The organism is Pandoraea pnomenusa (genome assembly GCF_000767615.3).
GTDB classification, from domain to species: domain Bacteria; phylum Pseudomonadota; class Gammaproteobacteria; order Burkholderiales; family Burkholderiaceae; genus Pandoraea; species Pandoraea pnomenusa.
In genome coordinates this window covers 271529-284982 of sequence record NZ_CP009553.3, presented here as the reverse complement: position 1 = coordinate 284982, position 13454 = coordinate 271529, and the positions used below count along the sequence as shown (strand labels likewise).

10 protein-coding genes are annotated in these 13454 nt (G+C 64.2%); 6 read left to right on the top strand and 4 right to left on the bottom strand.

The annotated features are described in order from the left end of the window. Positions 1 to 208 precede the first annotated feature (208 nt). The 3 genes from LV28_RS25305 to LV28_RS25295 all read left to right on the top strand — a co-directional run bounded on the left by LV28_RS25305 (position 209) and on the right by LV28_RS25295 (position 2592). Positions 209 to 1006, top strand: a complete 798-nt coding sequence (locus LV28_RS25305; protein ID WP_025250156.1) for a DUF1835 domain-containing protein — start codon at positions 209 to 211, stop codon at positions 1004 to 1006. A gap of 9 nt (positions 1007 to 1015) precedes the next feature. Continuing rightward, the gene (locus LV28_RS25300) at positions 1016 to 1672 is read left to right on the top strand and encodes a TetR/AcrR family transcriptional regulator (protein WP_023598505.1); all 657 of its coding nucleotides are present in this window, start codon (positions 1016 to 1018) and stop codon (positions 1670 to 1672) included. A 263-nt stretch (positions 1673 to 1935) separates the two neighbouring features. Next, positions 1936 to 2592 (top strand): GNAT family N-acetyltransferase, encoded by a 657-nt coding sequence (locus LV28_RS25295; protein ID WP_023598504.1) that lies wholly within the window; start codon positions 1936 to 1938, stop codon positions 2590 to 2592. Positions 2593 to 2685: 93 nt separating this feature from the next. Here the strand turns inward: LV28_RS25295 and LV28_RS25290 are convergent, their stop codons facing one another. After that, positions 2686 to 3174 carry an Lrp/AsnC family transcriptional regulator gene (locus tag LV28_RS25290; protein WP_023598503.1) on the bottom strand — a complete coding sequence of 163 codons (489 nt, stop codon included), beginning with the start codon at positions 3172 to 3174 and terminating at the stop codon, positions 2686 to 2688. Positions 3175 to 3401: 227 nt separating this feature from the next. Further along, positions 3402 to 3614, bottom strand: a complete 213-nt coding sequence (locus LV28_RS25285) for a hypothetical protein (protein WP_023872528.1) — start codon at positions 3612 to 3614, stop codon at positions 3402 to 3404. A gap of 667 nt (positions 3615 to 4281) precedes the next feature. Here LV28_RS25285 and LV28_RS25280 point away from each other — a divergent pair. Then, positions 4282 to 7848, top strand: coding sequence for an indolepyruvate ferredoxin oxidoreductase family protein (locus tag LV28_RS25280; RefSeq protein WP_038619172.1), 3567 nt, complete (start codon positions 4282 to 4284; stop codon positions 7846 to 7848). A 165-nt stretch (positions 7849 to 8013) separates the two neighbouring features. Here the strand turns inward: LV28_RS25280 and LV28_RS25275 are convergent, their stop codons facing one another. Beyond that, entirely contained in the window at positions 8014 to 10293 is a 2280-nt protein-coding gene (locus tag LV28_RS25275; RefSeq protein WP_038619175.1) for an NADP-dependent malic enzyme, read from the bottom strand. A gap of 324 nt (positions 10294 to 10617) precedes the next feature. Beyond that, positions 10618 to 11856, bottom strand: a complete 1239-nt coding sequence (locus LV28_RS25270; protein WP_023598499.1) for an MFS transporter — start codon at positions 11854 to 11856, stop codon at positions 10618 to 10620. Between the two features lie 353 nt (positions 11857 to 12209). Between LV28_RS25270 and LV28_RS25265 the strand changes: the two genes are divergently transcribed. Both LV28_RS25265 and crcB read left to right on the top strand, forming a co-directional pair. Further along, entirely contained in the window at positions 12210 to 12899 is a 690-nt protein-coding gene (locus LV28_RS25265) for an orotate phosphoribosyltransferase (protein WP_023598498.1), read from the top strand. A gap of 146 nt (positions 12900 to 13045) precedes the next feature. Next, positions 13046 to 13444: a fluoride efflux transporter CrcB gene (gene crcB / locus LV28_RS25260; protein WP_023598497.1), complete on the top strand. Its 399-nt coding sequence runs from the start codon at positions 13046 to 13048 to the stop codon at positions 13442 to 13444. Positions 13445 to 13454: the final 10 nt, after the last annotated feature.

Sequence of the window (13454 nt, the reverse complement as noted above, 5' to 3'; positions counted from 1 at the left end):
GGCCCCGTGTGACGCGGATTGCCGCGGCGCGCGAACGCGGGGGCGATACTGAGGCAACACCGCGGCACCGTCGCATCCGCCGGGTCGAAGTCCCGCGAATGATCCGGTTCCGCGCGGTGATTGTCTGTTATCGCCTGCTATTGCCTGTGATTGCCGTCATGACGGGAGCGTCAACCCGAGGTTGCGGGAATACCGTAAACTACCGGGCATGAATACCATCCATGTCGTCTGTGGCGATATTGCCGCGCAGCAGTTGCGCGCGGCAATGGCGCTGGCGCACCGCGCCGACCCCGTGCTTGTCCTGCGAGACGACCTGGCCGTCGGTCCGTTGCGCGAGATCGACGAGAACGAGCGTCAGCGCGCGGCGTTCTGGCAGCGGGTGATGCCGTCGGCGAACCGGGATTACGCCAGCGAGTTGCGCGAGGAACTGGCGTCGCTGCAGCGCCTGGCCGAAGGCGGCCCCACGGAAAGTGCCGTGGTGTGCTGGCATGGCGACAGTGCGTCGGATCAGCTTGTGCTTCGCCGCGTATCGTTCATGCTGCGAAACACGCCCGCCCGACTCAACGAAATCGTGCTGCGCAGTGCCGATCTGAGCGGCCCGGGCACGGCGCAAGGCCCTGAGCGGCGCACCAGCGTGGGCATGTACGCCCCGGACGTGCTCGCCGAACGGTTCGCGCGCATCGCCCCGATCTCGCTGCTGCGCATCGGCCGCCTTTCGCTCGAATGGCGCGCGCTCAAGCAGGTGAATACGCAAGTGCGTCGCTGGGTGCACAACACATTCGAGGGCGCAACGTTCGCCGAGATCGACGATCAGTTGCTGACCCTGGCGCCCGTTGCCTGGACCCCGATGGCGGCCTTTCTCGGCGAGACCATGCCCCGCATCGAAGGTTTTTTTGCGACCGACAGTTTTCTGCTGTGGCGCTGCCGCGAGCTCGGTGCGGCAGGCCGGCTCGCATTGCGCGGCGACACGACAGCTGCCGCCGCGTGCGATCTACGACTGGAGTAACCCCCGTTTATGGCACGTACCAAAGCGCCCGATCACGAATCGCAGCGCGAACAGATTCTCGATGTCGCGGCCGAGGCGTTCGCCCGCGCGAGCTACCCGAGCACCTCGATGTCCGAGTTGGCCGCCGCGTGCGGCACGTCGAAGGCCCGCCTCTATCATTACTACGCGAGCAAGGACGCCATTCTGTTCGATCTGCTCGAGCGCTACACCAAGCGGCTGATGCTCATCGTCACCGAGGTCGAGGCGCTCGGCCAGCGCCGCGGTCTCTCCGAGCGCGACACGTTCCATGAGCTGATTCGCGCTTTCCTCGATGAGTACGAAACGTCGCAGACGCGGCACATCGCGCTGCTCAACGACGTGAAGTTCCTCAACGACGAGCAACGGGAGATCGTGCTGAACCGGCAACGCGATGTGGTGGCCGCCTTCGCACGCCAGCTCGCGCGAGCGTTCCCCGATCGGGTGGCCAGGCACAACCAGACGGCGCTCACGATGATGCTGTTCGGCATGATCAACTGGACGTTCACATGGCTCAAGCCGGGTGGACGCATGCGTTACCGCGATTTCGCCAACGAAGTCATCGCCGTGCTCGAGCACGGTCTCGCCACTCCGCTGCCGGATGGCATCGAGGCCGCCATTCCTGCTGCCGTGCTGCCCACGAGAACGTGACGCCGAAGCCGCTCTCGAAAATGAGGTGAGCACACACTCACAAAAAAGGGCGGGATTTCCGCCCTTTTTTGTTGCCTCGCAACAACCTCGCGGTCGAAGGTGCCGCCACACAAACCCAGAAAAGACGCCACTCTTCAGCGACTTAGGCGTTTTCCTCCAACGGCATCGCACGATTCCTAGGGTTTTTACCTAGCCGTTCGGGTATAATTCTTTTGCGTCGCACAATCCAGTCGACGCACTAAAGAATACTCAAGGAATACGCCATGACTGCCCCGAACCACACGCCCGACGTCGCACGCGCGACGGTTGCCGCCAACGAGCGGTCGAGCGTGCTGATTCGTGAATTGACGTCCGGCGATATTCACCGTCTCCAGCGCCATTTCCTGGCGCTCGGCGAAGAAGACCGCCTGCTGCGCTTCGGCCAGGCCGTCTCCGACGACATCATCACGCGCTACGTTGCCAGCCTCGACTTTGCTCGCGACAGTGTTTTCGGCGTCTACGACGACCATCTGGCGCTCGTTGCCGTGGCCCATGTTGCCCAGTTGCCGGAAGGCAAGAACGGTCGCGTCGCGGAGTTCGGCGTCTCGGTACTCGAATCCGCTCGCGGTCGCGGCATCGGCTCGCGACTTTTCGAGCGGGCTGCCATCCACTGCCGTAACAAGCGCGTCGACACGCTTTACATGCACTGCCTGTCGCGAAACGCCCGCATGATGCGTATCGCGAAAAAGGCCGGCATGCAGATCAATTTCGCGTACGGCGAAGCGGACGGCTACCTGAGCCTGCCGCCGGCCGACACGCAATCGATGCTCTCGGAGATGATGCAGGAACAAGTCGCCGCCTTCGACTACGCCATCAAGCGCCAGCTTCGCAATGTGCGTCGCCTGTTCGGCGCTCTGCTGCCGAATCAGCGCGCCGCCTGAACCGCGGCCTGCCCGATTCGACGCGGCAAAAAAGAAAACCCGGCTGGATGGCCGGGTTTTTTTGTTCCCGTCACAATGGCGAGACGCGTCTTGTCACGGTAGCGGCAGCGCTGTCGTTTCCTTGAGCTGGTCGAGCACGAAGCTCGTCTTTACGTCGACCACGCTCGGGTGCACAAGCAGATTCGTCTGCATGAAGCGGGAAAAGTGCGCCATGTCCCGCACATGCACGCGCAGCAGATAATCCATGTCGCCCGCCATCGCATAACAGCCGACGACTTCGGTCCAGGAATCGACCACGTTGCGGAAGTGCTCGATCACCGACCCTCCCTGCCCGTCGCCCGGATGCCGCTTGTCCAGGCGCACGTTCACGTAGGCGAGCAGCCCAAGGCCGAGACGCGTGGGCTCGAGCAGCGCGACATACCCGCGAATGACGCCGGCTTCCTCGAGCCGGCGAATGCGCCTCAGGCATGGGCTCGGCGACAGGCGGACCTGTTCGGCGATCTCGAGATTGGATAGCCGGCCATTGCCTTGCAGCAAGGCCAGAATTCGGCGATCGATCTTGTCGAGTTCCAATTTTGACACTTCTCCCCCACTATTTTCGTCATCTGCGCAATATTATTGCGTAGATTATGAATATTTTGAAAATACTAACCCTCTCACTCCCATTACAAGAGATTACAGAGAAGACGCCGATGCCGGTATCGGGAAAAAAAGAGGAAAAAGAAAGGGCGCCGACCTTGCGAGGTGGCGCCCGGAGGGGGCAGAGCGTGCCGCCTTGTGGCGGCGCGCTCAACGTTGTTCAGGCCGCATCAGCGGCGCTGGAATTCGCGCGGATCGATCGTGCGCTGGTCGAGCGGGCCTTCGTAACGCTGCGGCGTAACGGGAGAACTCACGGTGGAACTCACCGGGGTCGGTTCGGCCGTCTTGTCGCGTGCCAGTTCATCGGCACGGGCGACGCTCACTTCCAGGGTCAGGAACGAAGCGGAAACCAGCAGGAATTTGGCGATGTTTCGTTGATTCACAGTGACTCCTTCTTGCGTATCGCTTTATTGCAAGCGCACGACGTGTGCGCAAAGAACGTACCTGACGGGCCAGGTCCATCGGAGGAACGCCATCGAGCCAAGCCGAAATCGTCCACAACGGACCGAACGAATCGACAGCGCGTCAGGTAAGGCATTAGGTGGCATTCTGCCTGCGCCGTTCCCCTTCGCCCCGAACCGTTACACGTTGTTACCCATGTGTCGGAAGTCGCTGACAAACGCACGGTAGCCGACACATTCGCGACACATTGGCATCATTTTGAGTGAAATTCCCAAAATCGCGGAGAGACGCAATGCCGCACCTGTCGGTTCCGGGAGGGCGTGGCGACGCTGTCGACCGACGAGGGTTTACGCCAACCGTTTTACGTTTACGTAAACGTCATAATGCGCGTGGTACTGCCCCAAGCGGCAACCTATGCGACGTCACCTTCACCGTCAGGCAATGCCATGACGCCGGTGCTACCATAAGTCCGACTGGCATCAGCATCACGAAAAAGGCCCTGCCCACCGGGTGGCATCACAGAGGTGAGCACTCGGGAAAGCAAAAATACAGAGGCCGGCAATCACCGCTGCCGTCCTGCTTCACGAGAGCGGGGGGGCAAAGAAGTTTTGGCGATCCCAAAATCAGTGAGAGTGAGGAGCACACCCCATGAACGCCCCCGTCAACCCGAGTTTGCTGGCCGCGCTGGAATCGGTCACGCTCGACGACAAGTACACGCTCGAGCGCGGTCGCGCTTACATGAGCGGCATTCAGGCCCTGGTTCGACTACCGATGTTGCAGCAGGCGCGCGACGCCGCTGCCGGGCTCAATACCGCAGGTTTCATCTCGGGCTATCGCGGCTCGCCGCTGGGCGGTCTGGACCTGTCGCTGTGGAAGGCGAAGCAGCATCTCGCCGGACATAACATCGTCTTCCAGCCCGGCCTGAACGAAGATCTCGCCGCCACGTCGGTCTGGGGTTCGCAACAGGTCAATCTGTACCCCGCCAAGTTCGATGGCGTGTTCTCCATGTGGTACGGCAAAGGCCCCGGCGTCGACCGCTCGATGGACGTGTTCAAGCACGGCAACTCGGCCGGCTCGTCGAAGCACGGCGGTGTGCTGGTACTCGCAGGCGACGACCACGCCGCCAAATCCTCCACCCTCGCCCACCAGTCGGAGCACGTTTTCAAGGCCGCCGGCATCCCCGTGCTGTATCCGTCGAACGTGCAGGAGTATCTCGACTACGGCCTGCACGGCTGGGCGATGAGCCGTTACTCCGGCCTGTGGGTTGCCATGAAGTGCGTGACGGACGTCGTCGAATCGTCGGCGTCGGTGATGATCGATCCGCACAACGTCGACGTGCGACTGCCCGACGATTTCATCATGCCGCCCGACGGGCTGAACATCCGCTGGCCCGATCCGCCGCTGGTGCAGGAAGCGCGCATGATCGACTATAAGTGGTACGCCGGCCTGGCCTATGTGCGCGCCAACAAGCTCGACCGCGTGATGATCGACTCGCCCAATGCGCGCTTCGGCATCATGACCGGGGGCAAGGCGTACCTCGACGTGTGTCAGGCGCTTGCCGACCTCGGGCTCGACGAAGCCACGTGTCAACGCATCGGCATTCGTCTTTACAAGGTGGGCTGCGTGTGGCCGCTCGAAGCGCAGGGTGCGCGCGCATTCGCGCAGGGGCTGCAGGAAATCCTGGTGGTCGAGGAGAAGCGCCAGATCCTCGAATACCAGATCAAGGAAGAGCTGTACAACTGGCGCGACGACGTGCGTCCGCGCGTATACGGCAAGTTCGACGAGAAGGACGGCGCCGGCGGCGAATGGTCGGTGCCGATGGCCAACTGGTTGCTGCCCGCGCACTACGAACTTTCGCCCGCGCTGATCGCCAAGGCCATTGCCACGCGTCTGGAGAAGTTCGAGCTGCCGAGCGACGTGCGCGAGCGCATCGCCACGCGCCTGCGCGTGATCGAGGCCAAGGAGCAGGCGCTGGCCAAGCCGCGCGTGGCCGTCGAGCGCAAGCCGTGGTTCTGCTCGGGGTGCCCGCACAACACGTCGACCAACGTGCCCGAGGGTTCGCGTGCGATCGCCGGCATCGGTTGTCACTACATGACGGTGTGGATGGACCGCAAGACCGACACCTTCTCGCAGATGGGCGGCGAGGGGGTGCCCTGGATCGGCCAGGCGCCATTCTCCTGCGACGAGCACATCTTCGCGAACCTGGGCGACGGTACGTACTTCCACTCCGGCCTGCTGGCGATACGCGCGGCGATCTCGTCGAAGGTCAACATCACCTACAAGATCCTGTACAACGACGCCGTCGCGATGACCGGCGGGCAGCCGGTCGACGGCACGCTCTCCGTGCCGCAGATCGTGGCACAGGTCGATGCCGAAGGCGCCGCGAAGATCGTGATCGTCACCGACGAGCCCGAGAAATACGAGGGCGTGAAGCTCGTGGGTGACGTGCCGATCCATCACCGCAGCGAACTCGACCGCGTGCAGCGCGAGCTGCGTCTGGTCAAGGGCACGTCCATCCTGATCTACGACCAGACGTGCGCCACCGAGAAGCGCCGCCGTCGCAAGCGCGGCACGTACCCCGATCCGGCCAAGCGCGTGGTCATCAACGAAGCGGTCTGCGAAGGTTGCGGCGACTGCTCGGTGAAGTCGAACTGCCTGTCGGTCGAACCGCTCGAGACCGAGTTCGGCACGAAACGCCAGATCAACCAGTCGACGTGCAACAAGGACTACTCGTGCGTGAACGGCTTCTGCCCGAGCTTCGTGACGGTCGAAGGCGGTCAGTTGCGCAAGCCCAGGACCGCGCAGGTCGACAGCAGCGGCCTGCCGCCGTTGCCGGAACCGGTGCTGCCGAACATTTCGCGTCCGTACGGCATTCTCGTCACGGGCGTGGGCGGCACGGGCGTGGTCACGATCGGCGGGCTGCTCGGCATGGCCGCGCATCTGGAGAACAAGGGCGTCACCACGCTCGATGTGACCGGTCTCGCGCAAAAGGGCGGTGCCGTGACGAGCCACGTGCAGATCGCGCTGCAACCGGAGGACATCCACGCGACGCGCATCGCCATGGGCGACGCACGCGTGGTGATCGGGTGCGACGCCATCACCACGGCCAGCGACGACACGCTCTCGCGCGTGCAGTACGGCGTGACGAACGTCGTCGTGAACAGCGCGCACACCCCGACCGCCGAGTTCATCCGCAATCCCAACTGGCGCTTCCCCGGCTCGAGCACCGAGCACGACATTCGCGCCGCGGCCGGCGACGGCGTGGACTTTGTCGACGCCAACCACCTCGCATTGCGACTGCTCGGCGACACCATCTACACGAACCCGTTCGTGCTCGGGTACGCATGGCAAAAGGGATGGGTACCGCTCTCCTACGCGGCACTCACGCGCGCCATCGAACTGAACGGCGTGGCCATCGAGAAGAACAAGCAGGCGTTCGAGTGGGGCCGTCGCGCCGCGCACGATCTCGCCGCGGTGCGCAAGCTCGCGCAGCAAGGCGAAACGCCGGAATCGTCGGCAGCCGGCGGCAAGCTGATCACGCTGCACACGCCGCGCGCACTGGACATGCTGATCCAGCGCCGCTACGACCAGCTCGTGTCGTATCAGGATCGCGCCTACGCCGAGCGTTTCAAGCAGACGGTGGACCGTGTCCGCGCGGCGGAGACACCGCTCACGCAGGAAGGCGCGCAGATGCCGCTGACCGAAGCGGTGGCCCGCGCGCTGTACAAGCTCATGGCGTACAAGGACGAGTACGAAGTCGCGCGCCTGTACACCGATCCGGCGTTCATGAAGAAGATCAACGAGCAGTTCGAAGGCGACTTCACGTTGCGCTTCCATCTCGCGCCGCCGTCGCTCGCGAAGCACGACGACAAGGGGCACCTCATCAAGCAGACGTATGGCGCCTGGATGATGAAGGCGTTCGGCGTGCTCGCGAAGTTCAAGGGGCTGCGTGGCGGCGCATTCGACATCTTCGGCCGCACCGAGGAACGTCGCATGGAGCGTGCATTGATCGGCGAGTACGAGACGCTGGTCAACGAACTGGTGTCGCGACTGAACGAGCAGAACCTGACGCTGGCCGTTCAGCTCGCCGAGTTGCCGCAGGAGATTCGCGGGTATGGGCACGTCAAGGCGCAAAGCCTTGCCGCCACGCGCATCAAGTGGACGAAGTTGCTCGCGCAGTTCCGCGATGGCGACGCGCATCGCGTGGCCGCGTGATGACCAGATTGCGCGACGTGATGTCCTGAGGGGCGCCGGACGCGAATCCGGCAGTCCAATGAAAATCCCGCCGGCGCGCGAGCGTTCGGCGGGATTTTTTCCTGGCGACCGGACGGGGCGCCGGCACTGACACCGGCACGCCGTCCGTCCCCCGGCGCAACGCACTCAGCGCGTGACGTTCGCCGCGGCCACGGCCGTCATGTTGATGATGCGACGCACCGTGGCGGCCGGCGTCAGGATGTGAACCGGCTTGGCACAGCCGAGCAGGAACGGGCCGACCGTCACGCCTTCGCCGCCCGTCATCTTGAGCAGGTTGTACGTGATGTTCGCCGCTTCCACGTTCGGCATGACGAGCAGGTTCGCCTCGCCGGCCAGGCGCGACGCCGGGTAGGCGGCGCGACGCACCGTTTCCGACAGCGCGGCGTCGCCGTGCATTTCGCCATCCACTTCCAGTTGCGGGGCGCGCTCGGCGAGCAGCTCGCAGGCGCGCGCCATGCGCTGTGCCGACGCCGACTTCACACTGCCGAAGTTCGAGTTCGAGAGCAGCGCCACCTTCGGCGCGATGCCGAAGCGCTCGATTTCCTTGGCCGCGAGCACGGTCATCTCGGCAAGCTGTTCCGAGGTCGGCACTTCGTTCACGTACGTATCGCTGATGAACAGGTTGCGCTTCTCGAGCATCAACAGGTTCATGGCGGCGTAGTTCTCCACGCCGGCCGCGCGGCCGAGCACCTGATCGACGACGTCGAGATGACGGTGATACGTATCGATCATGCCGCAGATCATGCCGTCGGCTTCGCCCAGACGCACGAGGATCGCACCGATGAGCGTGTTGTCCTTGCGCATGGCGGCCTTGGCGACCTCTGGCGTCACGCCGTGACGCGCGCCAAGGTTGTGATACTCCTGCCAGCAACGCTGATAGCGCGCATCGTCTTCCGGATTCACGATCTCGAAGTCGACGCCCGGCTTGAGCTTCGAGCCGATCTTCTGCAGACGCATTTCGACCACGGCCGGACGACCGATGATGATCGGCCGGGCGATGCGCTCGGTCAGCACGAACTGGGCGGCACGCAGCACGCGCTCATCTTCGCCCTCGGCGAACACGATGCGTGCGGCGTCGCTGCCGAAGCGTGCGCGCGCGGCGGCGAACACCGGGCGCATGATGAAGCCGGTGCGGTACACGGTGGTGCCGAGTTGCTCGCGATAGGCGTCCATGTCCTCGATCGGACGCGTGGCCACGCCCGAGTCCATGGCGGCTTGCGCGACGGCCGGCGCGATCTTCATGATCAGGCGCGGATCGAACGGCTTCGGAATGATGTAGTCCGGGCCGAACTCGAGGGACTGGCCTTCATAGGCGCGCGCCACTTCTTCGCTCTGTTCTTCTTCCTGCGCCAGCTCGGCGATGGCCCGCACCGTGGCGAGCTTCATCTCCTCCGTGATGGTGGTCGCGGCAACGTCGAGCGCGCCGCGGAAGATGAACGGGAAGCACAGTACGTTGTTGACCTGGTTCGGATAGTCCGAACGGCCGGTCGCCACGATGCAGTCCGGACGCGCGGCCTTGGCGATTTCCGGGCGGATTTCCGGCTCGGGGTTGGCGAGCGCGAGAATCAACGGCTTCGTGCCCATGGTCTTGACCATGTCGGCGGTGAGCACGCCGGCCGTCGAGCAACCGAGGAAGACGTCGGCGCCATTGCTGGCGTCGGCGAGCGTGCGGGCGTCGGTCGCCACCGCGTAGCGCGCCTTGCTCTCGTCGAGCTTGTCGCGGCCAGTGTGAATCACGCCCTTGGAGTCGAGAACCAGGATGTTCTCTTTCTTCAGACCGAGGTTCACGAGCAGGTCCAGACAGGCGATGGCGGCAGCGCCGGCGCCCGAGCAGACCAGCTTCACCTTGCCGATGTCCTTGCCCACGACCTTCAGGCCGTTGAGAATGGCGGCCGAGGCGATGATGGCGGTGCCGTGCTGGTCGTCGTGGAAGACGGGGATCTTCATGCGCTCGCGCAGCTTCTTCTCGATGTAGAAGCACTCGGGCGCCTTGATGTCTTCGAGGTTGATCCCGCCGAGCGTGGGCTCGAGCATGGCGATGGCCTCGACCAGCTTGTCCGGATCGTGCTCCGCGAGTTCGATGTCGAACACATCGATGCCGGCGAACTTCTTGAACAGGCAGCCCTTGCCTTCCATCACCGGCTTGGCGGCGAGCGGGCCGATGTTGCCCAGACCGAGCACGGCCGTACCGTTGGTGATCACGCCCACGAGGTTGCTGCGCGAGGTGTAGCGGTTAGCGGCCAGGGGGTCTTCCGCAATCGCTTCGCACGCATAGGCCACACCCGGAGAATAGGCCAGCGACAGATCGATCTGGTTCGACAGGGGCTTGGTCGGCGTCACCGAGATCTTGCCCGGACGCGGATTCTCGTGGTACGCCAGGGCGCTTTGTTTCAGTTGTTCATCCATATCTCGATACCTAAGGACTTACGACGGCCGGGCCTGCGCCGCGCATGGGCTGCGTGCGGGCGCGGCCGTCTTTTGACGGATCACGGCGGGGGAAGAGCCAACCGGAGGGATTCGGCGATTGTGTCGTCGACGGGGTTCTTCACGGCGCGGTGGCGTGATGACCACCACTTCCCCGATCCGAGGCGACGCGCTCGCGCGCACGTCGGACCGTGGGACTTGCGATGCGCCGGACGCATCGCAGGACGCAAAGTGTACACCTTGCGCCTGAAGCCCGATGCTGCACGCGCAGCATGGCGCGCGTGCGGCATGACCGCCGCCGCGGGCTTACTGCAGGGCTTCGCCGCGACGTTCCGGAATCAGGAACAGCGTGGCGAAGATGTCGAGAACGTAGATGGCGGCCAGGAACACGAGCGCGATCTTGAACGAATAGGCCGCCGCCAGGGCGCCCACGGTGAGCGGGCCGAACCCGCCGACCGCGCGGCCGATGTTGAACAGCACGTTTTGCGCGGTGGCGCGCGCGGCCGTCGGATACAGCTCGGAGATCAGCGCACCGTAGCCGCCGATCATGCCATTCACGAACAGGCCCATCACCGCGCCACCGATCAGCAGTGCGAACTGAGACTGCAACTGCGCGTAGACGAATACCATCACCACGGCGCCGATCTGGTAGCCAATGAACGTCGGACGGCGCCCCACGCGATCGGCCAGGCGGCCGAACAACCAGATGCCGAACGCCATGCCGAGCACCGTCACGGCGGTCCACATGGCCGACTTGGTCAGCGAATAGCCGAAGGTCTTCGACAGGTACGACGGCATCCAGATCATCAGGCCGTAGTAGCCGAAGTTCTGCACCGAGCACAGGATCGCCACGCCGAAGCTGGCGCGGGTCGTGGCACCGTCCTTGACCAGCAGCTTGAGCGGTGCGTGCTCGCGCGGCTTTTGCTGCTGCGCGAGGAACATTTCCGGCTCGCCGAGCGTGCGGCGCATGATGAACGACACGACCGCCGGCAGCAGGCCGACGGCGAACATGCCACGCCACCCGATGACCGGCAGCAACACCGGCGTGAGCAGCGCGGCCGCGAGCACGCCCGCCTGCCAGCCCAGCCCCACGAACGACGACGCCCTGGCGCGCCGCGCCGGCGGGCAGGCTTCCGCCGCGAGCGCCATGCCGATGCCGAACTCCCCGCCCAGGCCGATGCCGGCAATCGTGCGGTAAGCGAGCAGATCCCAATAGCCCTGCGCGAGCGAGCACAGGCCGGTGAACACCGCGAAGAGCAGAATCGTCCACGACAGCACGCGCACGCGGCCGTAGCGATCGGAGAGCATGCCGAAGGCGATACCGCCGAAGACCGCACCAACCAGCGTCCACGTGACGAGCGAGCCCGACTGCGCCGTGGAAAGTGCCAGATCGGCGGCAATCGCCGGCAGGATGAAGCCGAGGATCAGCAGATCGAAACCGTCCATGGCGTAGCCGATGGCGGAGGCCCAGAGGGCGCGGTTGGCGTAAGAGGCGTCTTGCGGCGCGGCGGGCACGGCAAGCGAGGGCGAGGAATCGTTGGGCATGGTCACGTCCGGTCTGAATTTTCGGCGTGAGTGTATGCCTGTCATAAAGGCTCGGCAACTGTCTCTTTTTTTGGACACATCTGTCGGACGCCCATTTTCATATGCGCCGTGCGGGAATACTGTGCGTAGATCGCCTATCGAAAATATACGCTCAGTGCATAATTGCCCATGCATTTGCTGAAACTTGTGGCATAATTCGCGTTTAAGCGCCGGTCGTTCGCCGCAAGGCCCGACGACCCGCCGCCTCAGACGGCGTCCTGCCGCAGCGCCCGCGCGCCGCGTCACCCCGCTGACTCCTCCACGACTCCTGGCCGCACGCCACACGGCGGGCAGCCACGCTAAGGAACCGCATCATGATTGGCATCGACCGCCAGGCGATTTCCGACATCACCGCCAAGATCCTGCTCGAAGTGGGCGCGGTGCATTTCAACGCCGAGAAGCCGTATATCTTCACCTCGGGCTGGGCCAGCCCGGTCTACACCGACTGCCGCAAGCTGATCTCGTACCCGCGCGTGCGCCGTACGCTGATGGACTTCGCCGAGGCCGTGATCATTCAGGACGTGGGCTGCGAGCAGTTCGACACGGTCGCCGGTGGCGAAACCGCGGGCATTCCATTTGCCGCCTGGATCGCCGACAAGCTGATGCTGCCGATGCAGTACGTGCGCAAGAAGCCGAAGGGTTTCGGCCGCAACGCGCAGATCGAAGGCGACCTGCCGGAAGGTTCGCGCGTGCTGCTCGTGGAAGACCTCACGACCGACGGCCGCAGCAAGATCAACTTCTGCAAGGCGCTGCGCGAAGCCGGTGCGAAGGTCAATCACGTGTTCGTGATCTTCCACTACGACATCTTCCCGGAGAGCCGTCAGGTGCTCAAGGACATCGATGTCCAGCTGCACTCGCTCGCCACGTGGTGGGACGTGCTGCGCGTGGCCAAGCAACACAACCACTTCGACACGAAGACGCTCGACGAAGTCGAGAAATTCCTGCACGCGCCGGCCGAGTGGTCGGGCGCGCACGGTGGCGCCACGGCGTTCCCGAAGGACTGAGTCGTTCGCGAAGTCGTTCGGTACGTGTAGTATTCGCTTGAGAGGCGAGAGCGGCCGGCCTGAAAAGGCCGGCCGTTTTGTTATCCGCGGACATCTACGGTTATCCGCGCGATCCATCCGCGTGAATTCTGCACGGGGAGTCACCCATGTTTGCTTCGGTCGTCGCCGTGAGTGTCGGCGCAGCCCTCGGCGCACTGCTGCGCTGGACGCTGAGCGCACATCTGAACTACCTCCTGCCCACCCTGCCCCTGGGCACCCTCACGGCCAACCTGGGCGGCGGCTATCTCATCGGCGTGGCGGTCGCCTTCTTCAGCCACGTTCCATCGATACCGGTCGAATGGCGCCTGTTCGTCGTGACGGGGTTTCTCGGCGGCCTGACCACCTTCTCCACCTTTTCCGCCGAAGTCACCACGCTATTGCGCGAAGGCCAGATGGGCTGGGCATCGATGATCGTGCTCGTCCACGTGGGCGGCTCGCTCGTCATGACGCTGTTCGGCATGGCCACCGCCACCCTGCTCGTGCAGTGGTTCCGCCCGGGCATGTAAGCCGGTGCGG

Excerpts from the sequence above, each read along its gene's own strand:
- LV28_RS25305 (WP_025250156.1), top strand. The coding sequence starts at position 209 with ATGAATACCATCCATGTCGTCTGTGGCGATATTGCCGCGCAGCAGTTG.
- LV28_RS25300 (WP_023598505.1), top strand. The coding sequence starts at position 1,016 with ATGGCACGTACCAAAGCGCCCGATCACGAATCGCAGCGCGAACAGATT.
- LV28_RS25295 (WP_023598504.1), top strand. The coding sequence starts at position 1,936 with ATGACTGCCCCGAACCACACGCCCGACGTCGCACGCGCGACGGTTGCC.
- LV28_RS25280 (WP_038619172.1), top strand. The coding sequence starts at position 4,282 with ATGAACGCCCCCGTCAACCCGAGTTTGCTGGCCGCGCTGGAATCGGTC.
- LV28_RS25275 (WP_038619175.1), bottom strand. The coding sequence starts at position 10,293 with ATGGATGAACAACTGAAACAAAGCGCCCTGGCGTACCACGAGAATCCG.
- LV28_RS25270 (WP_023598499.1), bottom strand. The coding sequence starts at position 11,856 with ATGCCCAACGATTCCTCGCCCTCGCTTGCCGTGCCCGCCGCGCCGCAA.
- LV28_RS25265 (WP_023598498.1), top strand. The coding sequence starts at position 12,210 with ATGATTGGCATCGACCGCCAGGCGATTTCCGACATCACCGCCAAGATC.
- crcB (WP_023598497.1), top strand. The coding sequence starts at position 13,046 with ATGTTTGCTTCGGTCGTCGCCGTGAGTGTCGGCGCAGCCCTCGGCGCA.